We start from the raw sequence: 22440 nt of genomic DNA, 5'->3' as shown, positions 1-22440 counted from the left end.
AGAATTCTTTCGGGAGCTACGGATCTTAGATTGTCCCCAGCCAGATGCCAATCGAAAGTTCCGGCCCCACGGGCAATCTGCTCCTGGATGCGCTCTCGGACCCGGATCGGGCGCTGATCGCGCCACATCTGGAGCGCACCACCTACGCCCGCGGTGAGACGGCTTTCGAGGCCGGTGCGGCGGTCACGCACGTCATCTTCCCCTGCCGCGATACGATTCTCGCGCTGGTCGTGACCACCCGGGACGGGCGGACCGCCGAGACCGCAACCATCGGCCATGATGGGGCCGCGGGCGCGGTCGTCGGCGGGGGGCGCGTACCGGCCTTCGCCAAGGGGATGGTGCAGATCGGCGGTTCGGTGCTGCGCCTCGAAGCCGACCGGCTGCAGGAAGCGGCCGGCCGATCCGCTTCGTTGCATGATCTGTTCATGCGCTATGCCGATTGCTTCGTGGCGCAGTTGCTGCAGACCGCGGCCTGCAACGCGCTCCACCCGATCGAGCAGCGCTGCCTCCGCTGGCTACTGACGATTCAGGACCGGATCGAGGGCGATACGCTCCCGGTCACCCACGAGCTTCTGGCCGCGATGCTCGGGGTCCAGCGCACCTATCTGACCCGCATCCTGCGGGTGCTTCAGGACCAGGGCCTGATCCGGGTCGGGCGCGGGCGGATCACCGTCCTCGACCGTGACGCCGTCTCGGCCAGTGCCTGCGAGTGCCACGCCCGTCTGCGGATCCGCTGCGAGACGGTGCTGGGGACGGTGTACGGCCCGGCGAGCCGCACAGCTATGGCAGCGGCGGACGGCTAGGGAGGCTGCCGATCGCGCCACAGCACGGTCGGCGACAATTCCGTTCCGGCCGGCTCGGAAGGCACGAGGAACTCCCCGTTCCGTACGGGCTCTTATGCGCCCGCTTCAGGCCGCCTTGCGCTCCAAAATCTCGATCAGCGCCCCGTCCGGACCCTCCACGAAGGCGATGCGCAGGCCCGGTCCGCGCTCCGTGATCCCGGTGCGGATCGGAACGCCGCGCGCTTCGAGATCGGCCATCGCAACTTCGAGATCGTCAACGCGCAACCCGACATGCTCGAGGCCGAGGCAGGGCGTCGGCCCGGCCGGTGCGGTCTCGGCCGGGGCCTGCTCGATGAACACGGTCAGCCCGCCGAGATCGAGGACGACCCGCTGCACCGGATCGCCGCCGATGCGCTTCACCTCCCGGGCCCCGAACGTCTCGACATAGAACGTCGCAGCCCGCACCGCGTCGCGGCTGCGCAGATGGATGTGGTCGCAGGCGTAGTGCATCGGGGCCTCAATTCCTCGCGATTCGGCCTCGGGACCGGCTGTCGTGCAGCCTTCGACCCGGCAGGGTGGCGACGTTATGCACCTTCTGCCTCCGCGGCGAGGGGCACCGCTTGACGTCCCGTGCGAACCCGCAGACTTTCGCCGCCAGCAACGTTGCAGGTATGCAACAGCCTTCCCACATCCGGGTGGAATTCCCACACCGCATAGCCAAGAGTTCCATGCGCAATCCCTACGACGTGCTGGGCGTGGCCAAGGGGGCGAGCGAGGCCGACATCAAGAAGGCCTATCGCAAGCTCGCCAAGGACTTCCACCCCGACCGCAACAAGAACGACGTGAAGGCCAAGGACCGGTTCGCCGAGGCGAACTCGGCCTACGAGATCCTGGGCGACGCCGAGAAGCGTAAGCAGTTCGACCGCGGCGAGATCGATGCCGACGGCAAGCCGCGCGCAACCGGTTTCGAAGGGTTCGGCGGTGGACGGGGCGGCGGATTCGATTTCGAGGGCATGGCCCGCAGCCGCCAGGGCGGCATGGGCGGTGGCATGGCGGGCGGAATGGGCGAGGACATCTTCTCGCACATCTTCGGCGAGGCGTTTCGCGCAGGCGGCGCCGGCCCCGGCGGCCAGCGCGGAACGCCCAAGGGCGATGACGTTGCCGCCGAACTGGCGGTGACGCTCGAGCAGGTCGCCAGCGAGGAGAAGCTGCGCCTCTACCTGCCCACCGGGCGGGAGGTGGACGTGGTCATCCCGCGGGGCATGGTCGACGGCCAGACCATCCGGCTGCGCGGCCTTGGCCAGAGTGCGGGACCGCGCGGCGAGCCGGGTGACGCGCTGCTGACCATCCGGATCCGGCCGCATCCGCACTTCACCGTGGACGGGTCGGACCTCCGCACCACCGTCGACGTGGCCCTCGAGGATGCCGTGCTCGGCGGCACGATTCGCGTGCCGACGCTGACCGGCGCCGTCGAGATGCGGATCCCGTCGATGACGAGTTCGGGCCGCACCTTCCGCCTGCGCGGCAAGGGTCTGCCGCGCAAGGACGGGAGCGCCGGCGACCTGTTCGCCACCACGGCCATCGTGCTGCCCGAGGGCGAGGATGCGGCCTTGATGGAATTCGCCCGGTCACGTCGCGGCGCAAAGGCTGCGTGAGGCGGGCCGGACTTCCGTCGCCCGGCGGCCTCCGCTAAGGAGGCCCCCCGGCTCCGTGATGGGCCGCGCGGCTTCGGGATCGATCATGGCGGAACACGAGCAGGGCCTTCTGGCGGGCAAGCGGGGCATCGTCCTGGGCGTCGCCAACAACCGCTCGATCGCCTGGGGCATCGCCCGCAGCGCCCGCGCTCACGGGGCGGAACTGGCCTTCACCTATCAGGGGGACGCCCTGCGCAAGCGTGTCGAGCCGCTGGCCAAGGAACTCGACGCCCACGTCATCGGCCATTGCGACGTCACCGACTCGTCCACGATCGATGCCGTGTTCGAGCAAGCCGCACGGGTCTTTCCCGAGGGCATCGATTTCGTGGTCCACTGCATCGCCTTTTCCGACAAGGACGAGCTGACCGGCCGCTACATCGAGACCTCGGAGGACAACTTCACCAAGTCGCTCCTCGTCTCGTGCTACTCGTTCACCGCGGTGGCCCAGCGCGCGGAAAAGATCATGCGGCCGGGCGGCTCGCTCGTGACGCTGACCTATTACGGCGCCGAGAAGTGGATGCCGCACTACAACGTCATGGGCGTCGCCAAGGCGGCTTTGGAAGCTTCGGTGCGCTACCTCGCGGCCGATCTCGGCCCGAAGAACATCCGCGTCAACGCGATCTCGGCCGGCCCGATCAAGACCCTCGCGGCCTCGGGGATCGGCGACTTCCGCTACATCCTCAAGTGGAACGAGTACAATTCGCCCCTGCGGCGGACCGTGACCATCGGCGAGGTCGGCGAGACGGCGGCTTATCTGGTCTCCGACATGTCGGCCGGCATGACCGGCGAGATCCTGCACGTGGATGCCGGCTACCACGTCGTCGGCATGAAGAACCCGGATGCGCCGGATCTGACGCTCGACAAGGATTGAGAGCGCGGCGCGCTCAATCCTCCTCCGCTTCGGCGAACGCTCCCGTCAGCGTCAGCCCGTCGATCCAGGTCTCGCCGTCGCGCTTGACGACGATATGGGGCTGGGCGCCGCCATGCGCCGCGATTCTGGCCGCCAGCCGCTCGGAATGCGTCACCAGCCAGACTTGCGTGCGCCGCGACGCCTGGGCGATCAGTCGTGCCAGCGGATCCATCAGATCGGGATGCAGGCTCGTCTCGGGTTCGTTCAGCGCGATGAACGGCGGCAGGCGGTAGCCGAGCAGCGCGCCGGCCGCTGCCAGATAGCGCAGGGTCCCGTCCGATAATTCGGGCGGGTCGAAGATCCGGGCGGGAAAATCGGGGACGCGCAGGCCGAAGCTTGCGTGGCGGCCGGGCACCGGCACCACCAGACGTGCGTCCGGAAATGCGGCATCGACCGCCGCGTCGATCTCGGTGGTGTCCTGCCGGATATGCGCCAGGGTAGCGAAGACGGCCGCGAGGTCGGAGCCGTCCGAGGCGAGCGTCGGCGTCGTAACCGCGAGGCAGGGTCGGCGCAGAGGTGAGTCGGCGTCCGTCCGGAAATCATGGTGGAAGCGCCACGCCGTCAGGGCGATGCGGACCAGGGCGATCTCCGGATGGTCCGTCGCGCCGAGGAGGCTGCCGAGCGCCGTCTCGGTCGGGAGCAAGTCCTCGCCGAGGGAGCGCTTGCGGCCGTCCCCGTCGCGAACGAAACCGGTGCGCCCGTCGCGGTCGAGGATCACCGCCGCGCGGCCGCGGGTCCGGAGCGTCAGGCGCTCGGCCTTCACCTGTGGCTCGTGCTGGAAAGCCGCGCCGTAGGTTGCCCCGCCGGCCTGCTGCACGAGGCCGATCTCCACCGTGTAGCTGAAATCCTGGGCGATCCCTTCATGGCGCAGGGTGGCGGTTAGGCGGATCCGGGCGGCCTCTCCCCGGCGTCGCCGGCCGGCCCAGAGAGCCGACTCCATCCCGCCCTCCGCGGCGAGGTCGCGGGTCAGCGTGCCTGTGGCGGCCGCCTGGAGCAGTTCGAGCGCCCTGTAGAGGTTGGTCTTGCCCGTACCGTTGCCGCCGACGAAAACCGACAGGTCCTCGACCGGGAATCTGATCTGCCGGAGCGACCGGTAACCCGACACCGTGACGTCGCGAACCACCAGCATGCGTGCTTCCCCGTATCAGTCCGGGACCGTCAGATCCGCGATGCCCTTTGGGGCCTCCGGGAATCGCGGGTCCATCGTCTCCAGCGTATCCGCGACGGTCCGCGCAATCACGTAGTTGCGGAACCACTTGTGATCGGCCGGCACCACCAGCCACGGGGCCTCGGGCGTCGAGCAGCGGGTGAGCGCATCCGCGAAGGCCTGCTGATAGGCATCCCAGGATTGGCGCTCAACCAGATCGGCCGGATCGAACTTCCAATGCTTCTCCGGATCGGCGATCCGGGCCTCGAGGCGCTTCTTCTGCTCCGCTTTGGAGATGTGCAGGAAGAACTTGAGGATCGTCGTGCCCGATTCGGCGAGCAGGCGCTCGAAATCGTTGATCCGGCCGTAGCGGCTCTCCCAGACCGCATCCGGCACGAGGCCCTTCACGCGCACCACCAGCACGTCCTCGTAGTGGCTGCGGTTGAACACGCCGATCATGCCGCGCGCCGGCGTCCGGGCATGATAGCGCCACAGGAAATCGTGATCGCGCTCGTCGCTCGACGGAACCTTGAACGAGGTGACGGCGCAGCCCTGCGGGTTCACGCCTTTGAGCACGGACCGGATCGTCCCGTCCTTGCCGCCGGTGTCGATCGCCTGGAAAACCAGCAGCAGGCTGCGCGCGCGTTCGGCGTAAAGTCGTTCCTGGAGGGCGTCGATGCGCGCCCGTTCGTTCGCCAGCGCGTCCTTCGCCCAGTCCTTGTCGAGGCCGCCATCGGCACGCGGGTCCACGGACTGGAGGTCGAAGGGCGCACCCGGCTCGACCGTGACGATTCCCGGGGCCGCGCGGGCGGAAACCGTAGCATGTCCGCCCGTCATGGTCGGCGCAGTGTCCGCGACGGCGCCGGCCCAGCGGGCCGTCGAGGGTCGGGCCGATCCGTGCAGGTCGGCGCTGTCTGTCACAGCGTCCTCGTGCTTCTGGCCGCGATGATGCTTGCCGTGCTTCTTCGACATGAGGCAGGACCTGTTTCCGGGTGTTGCCGACCGTCGGCGAAAACGGGTTGGCGCTCCGAGCCGTTCCGAGTGCCGGCGCAGGACGGGATTGAGACGGTTGGTCAGCATCTACTTCATCCGCCACGGCCAGACCGACTGGAACGCCGAGGGGCGCCTCCAGGGTGGCCGCGACATCGATCTGAACGCGCATGGGGAGAGCCAAGCCGCCGCCGTCGCGGAGCGCCTCGCCGCCGCGGCGGGTCCGGGGCTGGCCGACGCGGACTTCGTGGCCAGCCCGCTCAGGCGGACCCGGCGGACCATGGAAATCCTGCGGACGCAACTCGGCCTGCCGCCGGACGCCTACCGGACGGATCCGCGGCTGCGCGAGATCAGCTTCGGGAGCTGGGAGGGCTCGACCTGGGCGGAGATCCGGCGCCGGGATCCGGCCGGCGCCGCAGGCCGCGATCGGGATCGCTGGCACCACCGCCCGCCCGGTATTGGCGGCGAGAGCTACGCGGCTTTGGTCGAGCGTGTCGGGCCGCTGCTCACGGAGTTGGAGCGGGACACGGTCATCGTCGCCCATGGCGGTGTCGCGCGGGCGGCGCTCGTTTCGCTCGGGCATCTCGATATCTACACCGCGCCCCGGCTCGGCATCCGTCAGGGCGAAGTGTTGATTCTGGAGCGCAGTGGTTGGCGCTGGGCTTGATCACGTGCGCGGGCGCAGTGCAAAGCCGCCTCGATAACGGCATGATCGGTGGGCTATAGGGCGGCTGCCACGGGAGGCGCCGACCTCAGCGGCCGGCCAGCGGAGCAGCGGATGAGTGACGTCGCCGAGAAGACCCGGCCCGGACCGGCTGCCGGGGACGGCGGACGTCACGATGCCGGCGCGGCCGTCCTGCGGGGCGCGCAAAGGCCCGACCTGATCCGCGACGAGGTGCTGGCCGAGATTTTTTGGGACTCGGCCCGGTCCCGGCCCGACCATCCCTGCCTCGTGGACGGGGCGAACGTGGCGGCGGGCGGCGTCCATCCACATTTGACCTACGCCGAGGTCGCGGCCCGCGCCGGCCGGATTGCCGCCGGGCTAAGCCATCGCGGCATCGGGCCGGGGGACGTGGTCGGCCTCTGGATGGCCCGGGGCCCTGAACTGCTGGTGACGCAGATCGGCATCACGATGTCGGGCGCCGCTTGGCTGCCCTTCGACGCCGAGGCGCCCGCCGACCGGGTCGGCGTGTGCCTGACGGATGCCGCCGCCAAGGCGCTCCTCGTCTCGCCGGCGCTCAAGCCGGCCGCGCCCGATGCCGCGCCAGCGCTGACACCGGCCGATCTCGACGCCGCCACCCCGGCCGATGCGCCAGTGCCCGATCTCCGCGCGCTCGGCCTGACACCGGAGCACCCCGCCTACCTGATCTACACCTCCGGCTCGACCGGCGTGCCGAAGGGCATCGTCATCAGCCACGCCAACATCTGCCACTTCCTGCGCTCGGGGAACGCGCTCTACGGGATGCGCGCCGACGATGTGGTGTTCCAGGGGGCCTCGGTCGCCTTCGACCTTTCGATGGAGGAGATCTGGGTCCCGTACCTCGTCGGCGCGACGCTGTTCGTGGCAAGCCCCGCGATGATGGGCGACGTGGAATCGCTGCTCGGCATCCTGGAGGCCGAGCGCATCACGGTGCTCGACACCGTGCCGACCCTGCTGGCGATGATCTCCGGCGACCTGCCGACCGTGCGCCTTGTGCTGCTGGGCGGCGAAGCCCTGCCGGAGCCGCTGGTGGCGCGCTGGGCCACGGGCACGCGCCAGCTGTTCAACACCTATGGGCCGACCGAGGCGACGGTTGTGGCCACCGCCGCCGAGATGCGGCCCGGCGAGCCGGTCACCATCGGCGGGCCGATCCCGAATTACTCCGTCTACGTGGCGGGCGAGGATCTGGGCCTTCTAGGCTACGACCAACAGGGCGAGTTGTTGATCGGCGGTCCCGGCGTCGCCCGCGGCTACCTCGCGCGGCCCGAGCTGACGGCTGAAAAATTCATCGCCAACCCGTTCGCGTCGGACGGGACCGATCCGGTGCTCTACCGCTCGGGCGATGCGGTCTCCCTCGATGCCGCCGGGCGGATCGTGTTCCACGGCCGGATCGACGATCAGGTGAAGATCCGCGGCTTCCGCGTCGAGCTCGGCGAGATCGAGGCGCGGATCCGCAGCGTGCCCGACATCAACCAGGCCGCCGTGGTGCTCCGGCAGGATGACGGCGTCGATCGTTTGGTCGCCTTCCTGATCTCCGAGCGTGGACAGACCATCGATACCGCTGCCCTGCGCAAGACGCTGGCCGGCCAGATGCCGCCCTACATGGTCCCGGGCCATTTCGAGGTGACCGAGACTCTGCCGCGACTTACCTCCGGCAAGGTCGATCGCAAGGCTCTGAAGATCGCCCCGCTCACCGTGGTGGCGGCCGATGGCGAGCAGGAGCCGCCCGCCAACGAGACCGAGGCTGCCCTCGTCGCTGCCGCCAAGCAGATCTTCGGCAACCAGCCCATCCCGCTGGAGGGCGACTTCTTCGCCGATCTCGGCGGCCATTCGCTACTGGCCGCCCGCTTCGTCTCGGCGGTGCGCGAGAACCCGCCGCTGGCGGGCATCACCCTGCCGGACGTCTATTCCCTGCGCACGATGCGGGCGATGGCCGACGCACTGATCACCCGCACCGGCGGCATGGGCGCAGCGGCTGCAATCCGCGACCTCAGCTTCGAGCCGCCCCCGCTGCTGCGCCGGGCGCTGTGCGGCCTCGCGCAACTGGTCGCGCTGCCCGTGGTGATCGCGCTTTTCACCGCGCAGTGGCTCGGCATGTTCGTGACCTACCTGCTGCTTACCGGCGGGGGTTTGAGCTTCTTCGCAGAGCTCGGGGTGTTGCTCCTCGTCTACGTGGCGATCAACGGCGTGACCGCCGTGATCGCCGTGGCCGGCAAGTGGTTGATCCTGGGCCGGACCAAGCCCGGCCGCTATCCGCTCTGGGGGGCGTATTACTTCCGCTGGTGGCTGGCGCAGCGGCTGGCGGCCCTCGTTCACGTGAAGTGGCTCCAGGGCTCGCCGGCCATCGCGATCTACCTGCGCCTGATGGGCGCGAAGATCGGCCACGACACCCTGATCTCGGACATCGAAGTCGGCGCCCCCGACCTCCTGAGCATCGGCGACGGCGCGTCACTGGGCGGGCGTCTCGTGATTGCTAACGCCGAGATCGTCGGCAACGAGCTGGTCATCGGCCCGGTGGCGATCGGCGCCGACGCGGCGGTGGGCACCTCCTGCGTGATCAGCCACGACACCGTGATCGGCCCGCAGGCGGAGATCGCCGACCTCACCACGATTCCGACCGGCTCGCGGGTCGGGGCCGCGGAAATCTGGGACGGGTCCCCCGGGCGCAAGGTCGGGATGGCGGATCCGGCCGCACTGCCCGCGCCCGCCGAGGCCTCCTGGCGACGCCGGGCCGGCTTCATGGCCGCCTACACGCTGCTGCTCGCCGTGATCCCCGCGGTCGGCCTGCTGCCGATCTTCCCGGCCTTCTTCATCTTCGACCAGATCTCAGACTCGCTGTCCGACATGACGGACGTCGATTATCACTGGTACCTGCCGATCCTCACGTGGCCGACCGCCATGCTGATGACCGCCGGCACGGTGCTGCTGATCGCCGGCATCCGCTGGGTCCTGCTGCCCCGGACCAGTTCCGGCACCTACTCCATTCATTCGCTGTTCTATCTGCGGAAATGGTCGCTGGCGCTCGCCGTCGAGGTGACGCTGGAGACGCTCTCGTCGCTGTTCGCCACCGTCTACATGCGCGCGTGGTACCGGCTGATGGGCGCGCGGATGGGCCACGGCGCCGAGATCTCCACGAATCTCGGCGGGCGCTACGACCTCGCCGATATCGGGGCGAAGAACTTCGTCGCCGACGAAGTGGTGTACGGCGAGGAGGAGATCCGGCGCGGCTGGATGCACCTGGAGCCGACCAAGACAGGGGCGCGGGTGTTCGTCGGCAACGACGCCGTGGTTCCGCCGGGCGCGGTGATCCCGGACGACGTGCTGATCGGCATCAAGTCGAAGCCGCCGGCCAACGAGGCCATGAGCCCGGGCGAAACGTGGTTCGGCTCGCCGCCGATCCGGCTGCCGGCCCGCCAGAAGGTCGATCTCGGCTCCAACGCCCAGACCTACGAGCCGGGGCTGTGGCCGAAGGTCCGGCGCGGCGTATTCGAGGCGTTCGCGACCTCGTTCTCGCCGATGCTCTACATCACGCTCGCGATCACGGTGATCGACTGGTATTTCTACCCGGCGATCCTCGACAAGGATTGGTGGGGGCTGGCCATCAGCTTCGTCACGGCGAGCGTCGCCATCGCGCTGATCCAGTCCTCGGCGGTCATCGCGATGAAGTGGCTGCTGATGGGCGTCTACAAGCCCGGCATGCAGCCGATGTGGTCGTGGTGGGCGATGCGCACCGAGGCGATCGCGGTGGCCTATTGGGGACTCGCCGGAAAGGTACTGCTGGAGCATCTCCAGGGCACACCGTTCCTGCCCTGGGTGCTGCGCCTGTTCGGTGTGAAGGTCGGACAGGGCGTGTGCATGCTGACCACCGACATCACCGAGTTCGACTGCGTGACGATCGGCGACTACGCCACGATCAACCGGGTCTCGGCGCTCCAGACGCACCTCTACGAGGACCGGATCATGAAGATCGGCCGGGTGGTCGTGGGCAAGGGCGTCTCGGTCGGCGCCTTCTCGACGGTGTTGTACGACACCAAGGTCGGCGACTACGCGCGGCTGCGCCCGCTCACCATCGTGATGAAGGGCGAGTCGATCCCCGGCAACACCGAGTGGGAAGGCGCCCCCGCGGTCCCGGTGATCCACGCCGCCTGAACGCGGAGACGGACCCGATCCTGATGCGGTCGGGTCCGGCACGCTGCCGCGTGGCTGCACGCGCCCGTGCCGAACCTGCCTGCACTCCCGAGCCGCGCACTCGGGCCACGAATCGCCGACCTCGCCGCGCCTCGGCAGGAGCGAGGCTCGGCAGCCGCGTCTTTGTTCAATAGAGAACCGTTCTGTTACCGCGGTCCGGCGGATTTCAGCGCCGATATAGCGCTTTGAAGTAGATGAATCTCTAACGATAGCTGTATATACTGATTCGTCGGCGCGCGTGTGCAGTCGCGCCCGGTCGGCATCATGTGCCGCGTCCAGGCAGGAGATCGATGGTCGGCCGTGCACCTTGATCCCGCCACCCTGCTGATCGTCAGTGCTGCGATCGCCTTGCTGGTGGGCGCGCTGTTCCTGACCTCATGGCGACAGGCGCCCGAAGAGCGGTCGCTCGCCTTCTGGGTCGCGGCGCATCTCGTCGGGGCGGCCGGAAGCGCCGGGCTCGCTTTGAGGGGCCAGATCCCGGATCTGCTCTCGATCGGGTTGGCCAATGCCGTGGTGCTGGCCGCCTACGGTCTGATCTGGTGCGGCGTTCGCGCGTTCGAGAAGCGTCGTCCGAGCCTGGGGTTCGCCCTGGCGGGCGCGCTCGTCTGGTGCGCGCTATGTCTCGTCCCGGCTTTCTATGCCTCGATCGCGCTGCGCATCGTCTACGCCTCCGCGGTCGCCACCCTCTATTGCGGTGCCGCGGCTGTGGAGCTCTGGCGCGGCCGCTCGGAGCGGCTCGCCTCCCGGTACGCAGCCGGTGCCGTCCTGGCCCTGCACGGGGCCTTCTACTTCGTGCGGATCCCCGCGACGCTGCTCGCGCCGCCGCTGATCGGGCCGAACCCGCTGGCTTCGCCCTGGGTGGCGATCCTGTGCTTCGTGACCATGCTGTTCTCGATCGCCTCGGCCTTCACCGTCATGGCGCTCGTGAAGGAGCGGGCCGAGCGGGAGCAGCGCATCGCCGCCTCCACCGACGCGCTCACCGGCGTGCGCAACCGCCGCGCCTTCGTGGAGGGCGCCGAGGCTGCGCTCGGCGCAGACGAGGACGGGGCGCTCCTCCTGTTCGATCTCGACCGGTTCAAGGCCGTCAACGACGTCCACGGCCACGCGGTCGGGGATGCAGTCCTGGTGGCGTTCTGCGCCATGGCCGGGTCCTTGCTGCCGCGGCATGCGCTGCTGGGGCGACTGGGCGGCGAGGAGTTCGTTTGCTTCCTGCCGGAGGCTTCGGCCGCGGAGGCCCTGGCCCGGGCCGAGGAACTGCGCCGGGCCTTTGCCGGCCTTCGCGTGCCCGAGCTTCCGGACCTGCGCGTCAGTGTCAGCATCGGCATTGCCCAGACCCGGGACGGAATCGGGTTCGACGCGCTGATGCGGCGGGCGGATGCCGCGCTCTATACCGCCAAGAATGGTGGCCGCGACCGGGTGGCCGTGGCCGCCGAGGGCGCCGCTGCCCAGGCCGCGTGAGCCCGGCGAGGCCGTCCGCTCAGGCCAGCGCGCGGGCCGCCTCGGAGACCTGACGCACCGAGCGGTCCACCTGGGCGGCCGAGGCCGCGATGTCGGCCATGGCGGCGCGCGCCGTATCGACGCTGTGCGCGGCCGACTGCATGTTCTCGGTCAAGTCGCGGGTCACCGCCGCCTGCTCGGTCACGGCGGACGAGACGCTGAGCGTGATCGCGCTCAACTGTTCGATGGTCACGCCGATCCCGTCGATGGCCGACACGGCCTTGGCGGTCTCCGCCTGGACGGCCGCGATCTGGCTGCCGATCTCGCCGGTCGCCCGGGCGGTCTGCTCGGCGAGCGCCTTCACCTCGGCGGCCACGACCGCGAAGCCCTTGCCGGCGGCGCCCGCGCGGGCGGCCTCGATCGTGGCGTTGAGGGCCAGGAGGTTCGTCTGATCGGCGATCGAGCGGATCAGGTTCACGGCGGCGCCGATCCGGTCGGCGGCGCCGGTCAGCCCGACCACGATCGCCCCCGCCTCCTCGGCACGGATCACCACTTGGTCGACCGAGGTTTTCGCCCCGAGGGCATGGCGGCTCAGCTCCTCGATGGAGGCGGAGAACTCTTCCGAGCCGGCTGCGACCGCCTGAACGTTGCGGGCGGTCTGGTTCGACGCCTCGGCGGTCTCGTCGGCCTGCCGAACGACGCGGCTCATTGAATCCCGGATCGCCGCGATGTCCCCGTCGATGGCGCGCTGGCCCTCGGCCCGGCGATGCCGGTCCTCGACCTGCTGGGTCACGTCGGTGGCGAACTTGACCACCGCGCAGGGCTTGCCGTCCGCGTCGAGGATCGGGTTGTAGGCGCCGAAGATCCAGACGGTCCGACCCTCCTTGCCGATCCGGCGGAACTCGCCCGCCTGATATTGTCCCGCCGCCAGCGCGGCCCAGAACGCTTGATAGTCCGCGCTCGCCGCGTCGGCGGTGGGCATGAACATCCGGTGATGACGGCCACGAACCTCATCGAGGGTGTAGCCCATGGTGGCGAGGAAGTTCGCGTTGGCGTCCGTGATGGTCCCGTTGATGGCGAAATGGATCACCGCCTGCGAGCGATTGATGGCTGCGATCTGGCCCGCGTCCATGGCGTTGCGCGCCCGCTCCGCCGTGACGTCCGTGGCGATCTTCACGACCTTGACGGTTTTTCCGTTGCGGTCGAGGACCGGGGTATAGGCCCCCTTGATCCAGACGATGCGGCCGTCCTTGGTCAGGCGGGCGAACTCACGGACCTCGGGCTGGTCGGCCCGCAGGCGATCCCAGAACGCGGCGTAACCCGGGCCCGTGCGCTCGGCTTCAGACACGAACAGGCTGTGGTGGCGCCCGCGCACCTCCGCGAGGCTGTAGCCGATGACATCGAGGAAGATCGCGTTGGCGTCCGTGACGTGGCCGGCCAGATCGAACTCGACCCGGCCCATGGTCCGGTCGAGCGCAGCCAGCGGCATTTCCGAACGCGACCCGAACATTGCCATCGTCAGCCCCGATCCATTTAGTCCATCTGTCTAATTATTTACGGTAAGACGGTTTAAAATGCTCTAATTTGTCCGAACATCGATCCGAAGGGCCGGTTTTGTCTGGTGGTAGACAGACGAGTCGCCGATCGGGCTCGGCCAAGACAAATTTTGGGCCAGCGGAGCGTCCAAGCCCTGCCGTCAAACGACCGGCGTGTATGTCGAGGGCCATGCTGTGATCGGCGAAGTCACGGCTCCCGCTCCGCGCACATCCACCGCGTCGTAATCCAGGGAGTGCGGAGAGGAAATGGTCAAGGTTCTTGAGCGAGCGGATCGACATGTCTGAGTCCGACGCCAACGACCTTGAGGCGAAGCGCGTTTTCCTGACTGCGGCAATTCTCAGCCTGCCTTGGATCGTCTGAACTTATGGGCGGGGCAGGCGTAGCGGTGACGTAAAAGGTGCCCACGCCTCATCCTGAATTACCCCTGCCTCCAACAGCTTCTTACGAGTGGGAGAAGATGGCGTCCGTCCAGCGGATGAGTGAGGGAATCAGGCTGATCGAGCGGATCACACCAAGCGGTACAGCCGCGCGTTTTCCGATGCGTGATTGTATGGACGCCCGGACGCCCTCAAAGCGTTGACGGGTTCCGAATGAAGGCGGATCGGTGCGCTTGGGTCAAAGAGGTGCGCGCGGGACCTCTGCCTATCAGGTGGCGTGCCGCGCGGTCTGATTTGGGATCCGGGATCGTGGTGGGCATTCGCATGATCGTTCGGCTCCTCCGGCGGGCCGGGCGCAAGGTGCGCAAAAACGATCCGCGCGCGGCCGGCCCGATGCCGGGCCGAAGGAGATCAGGGATGGACGAGCCGAGCCGGATGGACCGTCTCGAAATGCGCCTCACCGAACAGGAGGCGACGATCGAGGATCTGAACCGCACCGTCACCGAGCAGTGGCGTATGATCGACCGCCTGTCCCGCCTGATCGCGGGCCTGCGCGAGCAGGTCGAGGAGGCGGCGGCCCGGGCATCCCCACGCGGCCCCGAGCCGCCGCCCCCACATTACTGAGTGGCCGGTCAGAAATTCGCCTGAGTGACGAACTTGATCACGAGGTAGGCGTCGAGCGCCTCCGGGCCGCCCTCGCTGCCGTAGCCGGAATCCTTGACACCGCCGAACGGCGTCTCGGGCAGGGCGAGGCCGTGATGGTTGATCGAGATCATGCCGCTCTCGACCCTATTCGACACCCGGGCCGCCCGCTCGGCCGAGCGGGTATACGCGTAGGCCGCCAGACCGAAGGGCAGCCGGTTCGCCTCGGTCAGGGCCTCCTCGTCGTCCGAGAACCGATTGATGATGGCGAGCGGGCCGAACGGCTCCTCGTTCATGATCCGGGTGGTGAGCGGGACCTCGGTGAGAACGGTCGGCTCGAAGAAGTTGCCCCGGTTTCCGATCCGCTTGCCGCCGGCGCGCAGGGTGGCGCCGCCCGACTCGGCGTCCACCGTCAGCGCCGTGACATCATCGAGGCGCCGCCCGTGGATTAAGGGGCCCATCTTGGTCTCGGGATCGAGCCCGTCGCCGACCTTCAGGGTCTTGGCGAAGGTCGTGAAGCCCTCCACGAAGCGGTCGAACACGGAATCGTGCACGAGGAAGCGAGTCGGCGAAACGCAGACCTGTCCGGCATTCCGGAACTTGGCCGGGGCGAGGATCGAGACCGCCTTGTCCACGTCGGCATCGCCGAACACGATCGCCGGTGCGTGGCCGCCAAGCTCCATGGTGGCCCGCTTCATGTGCTCGCCCGCCAGCGCCGCGAGCTTCTTGCCCACCACCGTGGAGCCGGTGAACGAGATCTTCCGGATCACCGGATGCGCGATCAGGTAGGACGAGATCGCGGCCGGGTCGCCGTAGACCAGCGCGAGCGCATCCCCGGGGATGCCGGCATCCAGGAAGGCGCGCACCAGGGCGGCGCAGCTCGCCGGCGTGTCCTCGGGGCCCTTCAGGATCACCGTGCAGCCCGTACAGAGCGCCGCGGATATCTTGCGCACCGCCTGGTTGATCGGGAAGTTCCACGGCGTGAAGCAGGCCACCGGGCCGACCGGCTCTCGGATCACCGCCTGGAGCACGCCATCGGCCCGGCCGGGAATCACGCGGCCGTAGGCGCGCTTTCCCTCTTCAGCGAACCAGTCGATGATGTCGGCCGCCGCAAGCGTCTCGATCCGCGATTCAGCCAGCGGCTTGCCCTGTTCCAGGGTCATGGTGTGGGCGATGTCGTCGACCCGGGCGCGCAGCAGGTCAGCGGCCTTGCGCATCACCTTGCCGCGCTCGAACGGCGCCACCTTCCGCCAGACGGGGAAGGCGCGGGCCGCCGCCGCCAGGGCCTCGTCGAGGTCCGCCATGCCGGCCACCGCGCATCGGCCGATCGTTTCGCCCGTGGCGGGGTTCAGGACCGCGAGGGTCTCGCCTTCGACACCCGCACGCCAGCGTCCGGCGATGTGAAGCTCGGTATCCGGATACATCGATCAAATCCCGCATGGCCGCAGCATCGGCGGCCAGCGGATTGTGGCCATTCGGCGCGCCCGGGCAATGCCCGCAGCGGCATGGCTGGTCCGGTTGTCACTCAGGCCGCGGCGCGGGCCAGCCCGGGCGTCTCCACGAGGGTAGCGCTGCCGTGGCGGGCGCGGAGCGTTGCGCCCTTCGGCACCATGCGCCAGCCCTCGCGGCAGCCGTCGATCGGCTCGGACACCACCACGATCCCACCCGGCCCCTCGCGGTAGTACAGGCTCGGCGGGCGGCCGTCGCAGGCCCAGCGAAAGGCGGTCAGCGTCTCGCCGTCGGTGAGCAGCGCGGTGAATCGGACAGGCTCACAGATTGCGGCCTCGTCCATCAATCCGCGGATGATCGTCAGGGTCCGTGCCATGGCGCCCACGGCATCCTGCTCGAGCCCGTTGGCGAGCGCCAGCAGGAAAATCGCCTCGGAATCGGTGCTGCCGCGGCGGTTGTCGTAGAGCGCATCGGGGATCATGGCTTCGAGCCGGCGCTTGATCCGGTGATAGCCGCCGATCTGACCGTTATGCATGAACAGGTGCCGGCCGTGGACGAACGGATGGCAATTGGCCCGGGCGGTCGCAGTGCCGGTCGAGGCCCGGACATGGGCGAAGAAGGTTCGCGCCCGCACCTGCCCGCAGAGATTCACCAAATTCTCGTCCGACCACGCCGGCGAGATGTCGCGATAGACGCCGGGCTCCGGCCGCTCCGCATACCACCCGATACCGAACCCATCGCCGTTGGTCTCGGTTTTCCCCTCATCGGCATGCAGCGACTGGTGCACCAGCGAGTGGGTCGGCGCGCAGACGAGGTCGGAGAGGAAGACCGGCTCACCGCTGTAGGCGAGGAAACGGCACATGTCGGACAACGATCCTTCAGCTCTGGCCCACGCGAACCCGATGGAACTTCGCCGCGGGGTGGGGACGTTCCGTCACAGGATGTTAACAGTCGGTCCACACGGGTGAACAGTTTCTTAACCGCACAGCCAATGCGCCAAATTCGGGCGCATCGCACGAATGTGCAGCGGACTGATCGCAGGGCGGGCATGCCGTCCCAGACGGCGCGGACTCTTGTGAGCCGGCTGTTGACAGGTCAGCATGGCCGAATCGGGGAATCAGAAGCCTCATTCGCAGGTCGTAACCCCGGTGTGGGGCATCGCACCCAGCTCAGGAGACATCAATGGATCGCGCACAGCCCGAGTGTTCCAACCCGGTGGCCCTCGTCGTGGAGGACGACGCGGCGGTCCGCGACCTTGCCACCGCGGTTCTGGAAGAGACTGATCTCGGGGTGATCGCCTGCGAAAGCGCCGAGGCCGCGCTCTCGGTGCTGGAGCGCACGGACGTCACGGTGGCGCTGCTCTTCGCCGACGTGCGCCTCCCGGGCGCCATGGACGGTGTCTCCCTGGCGCAGGCGGTGGGCCGCCGCTGGCCGGACGTTCGGGTGGTCGTGACCTCCGGCGCGAGCCGCGATGCGCGCCTGCCCGATCAGGCGGTCTACATGCAGAAGCCCTGGCGGGCGCTCGACGTGCTGGTCCAGGCCGAGCACGCAACGATGGCTGCAAAGGCGGCTTGAGCGGGCGAGGCGCAGTCGGCCTTTTTTCCTGCTTCTGCAGAGCTGAAGGCTACACCGGTTCGGCATGCGGATGATGACATAGCGCCGACGCGCCCCCTCTCCCGTGCGGGAGAGGGTTGGGGTGAGGGTCCAGAATAATCAGAATAAAGCACCCTGGCGCAGCGCGTTCAGGCGGTTCCGCGTTCTGAACGTTCTCATCCCTCACCCGGCTTTCTGCGAAAGCAGACCTCTCCGGCGCGGGAGACGGGACACGCGTCTCATCCTGCCGATGGTCGAGCCAGCCGAGGCTTGAAACCCGTGCCGGTCTCGGCCCGCAGAGGAGGCCGGGCGCGTCGCTGAGCTGAACCGCCATCCCTAACGCTATCGCGCCGACCCAAACGAAAAAACCCGGCCGCTCGCGCGGGCCGGGTTTTCTCTTGTCGCGGTGTCGTCGTTCAGGCGGCGGGAGCCGGGGTCACCGGAACCTGACCCGAGGCGTTGCCGCCCTGGCCCTGGGTGGCCGACGGCGACGGGAAGCCGGGGCGACGGCTGCCGGCGGGGAAACGGGGCTTCGGCTTCGGCGCGGCGATCAGGCCCTCGCGGATCGCGGTCTTGCGGGCCTGCTTGCGGGCGCGGCGGACGGCCTCGGCCTTCTCACGCGCCTTACGCACGGAGGGCTTCTCATAAGCCTTGCGCTGCTTCATCTCGCGGAAGATGCCCTCGCGCTGCATCTTCTTCTTGAGGACGCGGAGCGCCTGATCGACGTTGTTGTCGCGAACGAGTACCTGCAACGGACTTGATCCTCTGGACCTGGATTTGGGGCTCGCGCAGCCCGCCGCCGATCTGGAAACCGACAACGTCCCTCGGCCGGGATGGACCCGGGAGGGACGGGAACGTCGGTTTCCGAATCGGCGTGGAGCACACGCCTTGACGGGGCTATTACACCAACCGCGCACCAGTTCCAACCGGTTCGCACGATCGATCTGCGCGACCGCCGTGCTAGGTTGCCGGGATGAGACAGGACGACTCGCAGCAATTCGCCAGCGACAACTATTCCGGCATCTGCCCTGAGGCCTGGGCGGCCATGGAGGCGGCCAATCGCGGCCACGCGCCGGCCTATGGCGAGGATGCCTGGACCGCCAGGGCCGCCGACGCCTTCCGCCACCTGTTCGAGACCGAATGCGAGGTGTTCTTCGCGTTCAACGGCACGGCCGCCAACGCCCTCGCGCTTGCCGCGCTCTGCCAATCCTACCACAGCGTCATCTGCGCCGATTCGGCCCATGTCGAAACCGACGAGTGCGGCGCGCCGGAATTCTTCTCCAACGGCTCGAAGCTGCTCACCGTCCGGACCGAGGGTGGCAAGCTCACTCCGGAGGCAATCCGCAGCCTCGCCACCAACCGCAGCGACATTCACTTCCCCCGGCCCCGGGTGGTGACGATCACCCAGCCCACCGAGACCGGGCAGGTCTACACCCTGGCCGAGTTGCGGGCGCTGTCTGGCACCTGCCGGGAGCTGGGGCTTGCCCTGCATATGGACGGTTCGCGCTTCGCCAATGCCTGCGCGAGCCTCGGTTGCAGCCCCGCCGATATGACGTGGCGGTCGGGCATCGACGTCCTGTGCTTCGGCGGCACCAAGAATGGCATGCATGCCGGCGAGGCGGTGGTGTTCTTCGATCCCAATCTCGCCGAGGATTTCGGCTATCGCTGCAAGCAGGCCGGCCAGCTCGCCTCCAAGATGCGCTTCCTCGCCGCCCCTTGGGTCGGGATGCTGGAGAGCGGCGCGTGGCTGCGGAACGCGGCCCACGGCAATGCCTGCGCCCAGCGCTTCTCCGAGGCGGTCGCCGGTCTGCCGGGGGTGCGGGCGCTGTTTCCCGTGGAGGCCAACGCGGTGTTCCTGACGCTGCCGCCCGCCACCATGGAGGCCCTGCGCACCCGGGGCTGGCGGTTCTACACGTTCATCGGCGGCGGGGCGCGGTTCATGTTCGCCTGGGACGCGCAGCCTGAGCGGGTGGACGCGCTGGTTGCGGATCTGCGTGCGCTGACGGCTGCGGCGGCCTGAGGCCAGGCCGCTGCAGCAGGTCTCGCAAAAAGGGCACCCGGTTCTGCGGCGAAAACCTGTGGCTACACAAAGATCTGCTCGGACGACGTGTGAGCGAGTTCACGTTCCACGACGGTGACGCCACCGGCGCCGAATGAGGCGCGGGTTCCCTCTCCCGCTCGGGAGAGGGGGCCGGTTGCGCTTGGCTACTCTGTCGGTGGAAGACTGACATGTGCCGTTGGAACGCCAGCACAAGTCTACTTAAAGCAGCGCCAGATCCGCCGGGTCCGCGCTCGGAAAGATCCGGCGCAGGCTCGCCTGATCGAGGCCGTAGAGACGTCGGAACAGGCCGCCGAGCAGGCCGCGATAGTTGGTCAGCACTGGATAGTCCCGGTTCTGGAACAGGTTGGCCTCGTCGGCGCGCACCTGCGGCCCCGCGATCCGACCACCCCGGACGCCGCCGCCGAGGATCCAGTAGGCACTGCCGTGGCCATGGTCGGTGCCACGGTTGCCGTTCTCCCGGAAGGTGCGGCCGAACTCCGATAGGACCACCACCACGGTATCGGACCAGCCAGGCCCGATCTCCTCGACGAAGCCGGACAAGCCCCGCCCCAGCTCGCCCAGCCGATCGGCGAGGTAGCCGGTCCCGGCGCCCTGATTCACGTGCGTGTCCCAGCCGCCGACATCCACGAAGCCGAGGTTGAACGAGTCGCGCATCAGCCGGCCGATGCGCCGGGCCGACAGCTCGAACCCCTTCGGCGAGACCGCGCCGCGGTCGGCCTGCGCCGCATGGTCGGAGATCGAGCGGTAGACCTCGTCGCGCACGCGAAAGCCCTCGCTGACGGCTCCGGCGAGCTTGGTCCCGCTGTACATGGCGGCGATGAGCTTCGCCTGCCGATCGTCGATGCCAGGCTTGCCGACGCCGTTGATGGCGATGTTCGGCACCGTCTCGCCGCCCCGGAAGATCAGGGGCATCTGATCGGTGAAGGCGATCGGGCGGACCCGGGTCAGCTCCGTAGCCAGCCGCGCCATGAACCCGGAATTGTAGTCGCGCACGGCCCCGATGGTCTGGCCCATCTCGATCGTGTCCTGGGTCTCGAAATGGCTGCGCGTCAGGTCGTCGGTGCCCGCGAAGGGCACGAAGGCCGCCTGTCCCTTGGCGTAGAGGGGCAGGATTGTTTCACGGAGCGCCGGATGCAGGCTCCAGTCGGCGTCGAGCGCCAGGGCGGCCTTGGGATCGGCGGCGTCGGGCTTGGCGATGGCGAGATTCGGCCGCGACCGGTAATAGAAATCGCTGCCGGTGGGGATCACCACGTTGGCGGCGTCGTAGGCGCCGCGCAGGAACACCACGAGGAGGCGGGCATCGGCCTTCGGCGCCGCCCAGACGCGCCCCGCCACCGTGGACAGGCCGAGCGCCGCCGAGGCGCGGATCAGATCACGACGGTTCATCGCATGAACTCCGGCGAGGCGAGGTAGAGGGTGTTCCAGTCCTGGGGTGAGACCGCCTGCGCGAGCGCGGCCCGCGTCGAGGCCGAGAGGCTGCCCGACAGGGCCGTGAAGTAGAGCCCGTTGGCGAGAACCGGGAAGGCCGGCTGCTCCGGCTGATCAGGGGTCGGCGGCTTGAACAGCCCGGCCGAGCCGGAGCCGATCTGCCGGGCGATCTCGAAGCGGGTCGCGAGCTGTCCCGGCCCGCTCCAGGAAGCGGAATCGAGCGGGTAGCCGTCCGGCGTCGAGCGGTTGAACAGGCCCTCGCCGAGCCGGTTCAGCCAGCCGAGCACCGGGCCGGGATTGAGGATCACGCGCTGGTCATAGGCCATGCGGACGGCCGAGAAGACGTAGCGCACCGGATCCTTGAAGGCGCCGGCGCGCTCGGCCGTGAAGGCCGGCTCGCGCACCAGCGCCTCCATGACCGCCGCGATGTCGCCGTCCGTCCGGGTGAAGATCGCGGCGAGCCGGGCCACCAGCCCGTCGTCCGGTGCCTGCCCGAGGATGTAGGTGGCGAGCGACCGGGAGACGTTCGTGGCGGTGGCGGGATGGTGGACGATGAGGGTCACCGCCTCCTCGACCTCCGGCCAGCCGCGGCCCTGGATGCGCGTGCCGAGGAAAATCTTGTCGCCGTAATCGTGGCGGTTCGGGTTGAACTCGAACAGCCCGTCGCGGCGGAAATCGGCGGCGTGATCGGGCCGGACTTTGGGATCCTCGGGTTTCAGGTCGATGCCGACCCCCGTCAGGATCCGCGCCAGCGCCTCGACGTCGCCCTGCGAGTAGCCGGAGCCGACACCCATGGTGTGCAGCTCCATGATCTCCCGGGCGTAGTTCTCGTTGATGTGGCCGGCGGCGTTGTCGGCATTGTCGAGGTAGCGCAGCATCGCCGGGTGGCGCAGGCTCGCCATCAGCAGGTCGCGGAAGTGCCCGAGCGCGTGTGGGCGGATCGCGGTGTCGACATAGTCGCCCACGGCGGCGCGGAGCGTCGCCTTGCCTTGGTGCACGTTGAACCGGTTGAACCAGAACCACGTCAGCCGCTCGCGCAGCTGGTCCGGGCTGTAGAGGGCGCGCAGCACCCAGGATGAGGCGGCGTTCCGGGCCGCCGTATTGAGTGCGGCCTGGAACGCCTGCTGCCCGGCCTTCTTGGCTTCGGGGTCCTGGATGTCCTTGAAGGCTTTCGCCTGTGCGTCGAGCGCCTGGGCCCGCTCGAACAGGCTGCCCAGCGGCGTCAGCGCGTCCACGGCGGCCTGCGCCTCCGGCGGCAACCGTGTCTCTGCGGGCGGATGGAGCTGTCCGTGCAGCCAGCCCGCGCGTCCCTCGGCCTCGAGCTGCGCGAAGGCGGAGGGCGTGGCGCCCCAGGTCAGCGCGTCGAGGAAGGCGACATCGGCCGCCGCCGAGGGAACGGGCGAGCCGGCCGCCTGCGGCCCGGGCCCCGCGGACGACACGAGCAGGGCGGCGATCAGGAGACAGCGTGGTGCGTCGCGTACCAA

General features: G+C 68.8%; 18 protein-coding genes. 9 read left to right on the top strand and 9 right to left on the bottom strand.

Annotated features, from left to right (window positions below):
• The first annotated feature begins 44 nt into the window (after positions 1–44).
• Positions 45–803, top strand: a complete 759-nt coding sequence (locus OXS27_RS11910; protein WP_267356389.1) for a Crp/Fnr family transcriptional regulator — start codon at positions 45–47, stop codon at positions 801–803.
• Positions 804–908: 105 nt separating this feature from the next.
• Here OXS27_RS11910 and OXS27_RS11905 read toward each other — a convergent pair whose 3' ends face one another.
• Positions 909–1292, bottom strand: coding sequence for a VOC family protein (locus OXS27_RS11905; RefSeq protein ID WP_267356388.1), 384 nt, complete (start codon positions 1290–1292; stop codon positions 909–911).
• Between the two features lie 218 nt (positions 1293–1510).
• On the opposite strand from OXS27_RS11905, the gene OXS27_RS11900 reads away from it, so the two are divergent.
• Both OXS27_RS11900 and fabI read left to right on the top strand, forming a co-directional pair.
• Positions 1511–2437 carry a DnaJ C-terminal domain-containing protein gene (locus OXS27_RS11900; RefSeq protein ID WP_267356387.1) on the top strand — a complete coding sequence of 309 codons (927 nt, stop codon included), beginning with the start codon at positions 1511–1513 and terminating at the stop codon, positions 2435–2437.
• Positions 2438–2522: 85 nt separating this feature from the next.
• On the top strand, positions 2523–3347 hold the full coding sequence (gene fabI, locus OXS27_RS11895) for an enoyl-ACP reductase FabI (protein ID WP_267356386.1): 825 nt from the start codon (positions 2523–2525) through the stop codon (positions 3345–3347).
• A 13-nt stretch (positions 3348–3360) separates the two neighbouring features.
• On the opposite strand, the gene OXS27_RS11890 is transcribed toward fabI, so the two are convergent.
• Together OXS27_RS11890 and OXS27_RS11885 are read right to left on the bottom strand one after the other, a co-directional pair.
• Complete coding sequence (locus tag OXS27_RS11890) at positions 3361–4515, bottom strand: AAA family ATPase (protein WP_267356385.1); 1155 nt, start codon at positions 4513–4515, stop codon at positions 3361–3363.
• 15 nt (positions 4516–4530) lie between these two features.
• Positions 4531–5505 carry a polyphosphate kinase 2 family protein gene (locus tag OXS27_RS11885; protein ID WP_267356384.1) on the bottom strand — a complete coding sequence of 325 codons (975 nt, stop codon included), beginning with the start codon at positions 5503–5505 and terminating at the stop codon, positions 4531–4533.
• 97 nt (positions 5506–5602) lie between these two features.
• Here OXS27_RS11885 and OXS27_RS11880 point away from each other — a divergent pair, with 97 nt between their 5' ends.
• The 3 genes from OXS27_RS11880 (at position 5603) to OXS27_RS11870 (ending at position 11869) form a co-directional block, all read left to right on the top strand.
• Entirely contained in the window at positions 5603–6190 is a 588-nt protein-coding gene (locus tag OXS27_RS11880; protein WP_267356383.1) for a histidine phosphatase family protein, read from the top strand.
• Between the two features lie 111 nt (positions 6191–6301).
• Positions 6302–10372: a Pls/PosA family non-ribosomal peptide synthetase gene (locus OXS27_RS11875; protein ID WP_267356382.1), complete on the top strand. Its 4071-nt coding sequence runs from the start codon at positions 6302–6304 to the stop codon at positions 10370–10372.
• Between the two features lie 339 nt (positions 10373–10711).
• A complete protein-coding gene (locus OXS27_RS11870) occupies positions 10712–11869 on the top strand; it encodes a GGDEF domain-containing protein (RefSeq protein ID WP_267356381.1) in 1158 nt (385 codons plus the stop codon).
• A gap of 19 nt (positions 11870–11888) precedes the next feature.
• Here OXS27_RS11870 and OXS27_RS32565 read toward each other — a convergent pair whose 3' ends face one another.
• A complete protein-coding gene (locus tag OXS27_RS32565; protein ID WP_276592380.1) occupies positions 11889–13364 on the bottom strand; it encodes a PAS domain-containing methyl-accepting chemotaxis protein in 1476 nt (491 codons plus the stop codon).
• Between the two features lie 835 nt (positions 13365–14199).
• On the opposite strand from OXS27_RS32565, the gene OXS27_RS11855 reads away from it, so the two are divergent.
• On the top strand, positions 14200–14406 hold the full coding sequence (locus tag OXS27_RS11855) for a SlyX family protein (RefSeq protein WP_244008210.1): 207 nt from the start codon (positions 14200–14202) through the stop codon (positions 14404–14406).
• An 8-nt stretch (positions 14407–14414) separates the two neighbouring features.
• Here the strand turns inward: OXS27_RS11855 and OXS27_RS11850 are convergent, their stop codons facing one another.
• Together OXS27_RS11850 and OXS27_RS11845 are read right to left on the bottom strand one after the other, a co-directional pair.
• Positions 14415–15848 carry an NAD-dependent succinate-semialdehyde dehydrogenase gene (locus OXS27_RS11850; protein ID WP_267356380.1) on the bottom strand — a complete coding sequence of 478 codons (1434 nt, stop codon included), beginning with the start codon at positions 15846–15848 and terminating at the stop codon, positions 14415–14417.
• A 101-nt stretch (positions 15849–15949) separates the two neighbouring features.
• Positions 15950–16735 (bottom strand): class II glutamine amidotransferase, encoded by a 786-nt coding sequence (locus OXS27_RS11845; protein WP_267356379.1) that lies wholly within the window; start codon positions 16733–16735, stop codon positions 15950–15952.
• A 320-nt stretch (positions 16736–17055) separates the two neighbouring features.
• On the opposite strand from OXS27_RS11845, the gene OXS27_RS11840 reads away from it, so the two are divergent.
• Positions 17056–17448, top strand: a complete 393-nt coding sequence (locus tag OXS27_RS11840) for a response regulator (RefSeq protein ID WP_243925568.1) — start codon at positions 17056–17058, stop codon at positions 17446–17448.
• Positions 17449–17882: 434 nt separating this feature from the next.
• Here OXS27_RS11840 and rpsU read toward each other — a convergent pair whose 3' ends face one another.
• Positions 17883–18218: a 30S ribosomal protein S21 gene (rpsU, locus tag OXS27_RS11835; RefSeq protein ID WP_243925569.1), complete on the bottom strand. Its 336-nt coding sequence runs from the start codon at positions 18216–18218 to the stop codon at positions 17883–17885.
• 221 nt (positions 18219–18439) lie between these two features.
• Between rpsU and OXS27_RS11830 the strand changes: the two genes are divergently transcribed.
• On the top strand, positions 18440–19486 hold the full coding sequence (locus OXS27_RS11830) for a low specificity L-threonine aldolase (RefSeq protein ID WP_267356378.1): 1047 nt from the start codon (positions 18440–18442) through the stop codon (positions 19484–19486).
• A 240-nt stretch (positions 19487–19726) separates the two neighbouring features.
• On the opposite strand, the gene OXS27_RS11825 is transcribed toward OXS27_RS11830, so the two are convergent.
• A complete protein-coding gene (locus OXS27_RS11825) occupies positions 19727–20914 on the bottom strand; it encodes a DUF1501 domain-containing protein (RefSeq protein WP_267356377.1) in 1188 nt (395 codons plus the stop codon).
• Positions 20911–22440, bottom strand: a complete 1530-nt coding sequence (locus OXS27_RS11820) for a DUF1800 domain-containing protein (RefSeq protein WP_243925572.1) — start codon at positions 22438–22440, stop codon at positions 20911–20913. Before OXS27_RS11820 ends, OXS27_RS11825 begins: the two co-directional genes overlap by 4 nt.

The organism is Methylobacterium sp. GC_Met_3 (genome assembly GCF_026540775.1).
Lineage (GTDB): Bacteria > Pseudomonadota > Alphaproteobacteria > Rhizobiales > Beijerinckiaceae > Methylobacterium.
Note: the sequence above shows the minus strand (reverse complement) of the source record. Positions and strands in the feature narration are given on the sequence as shown.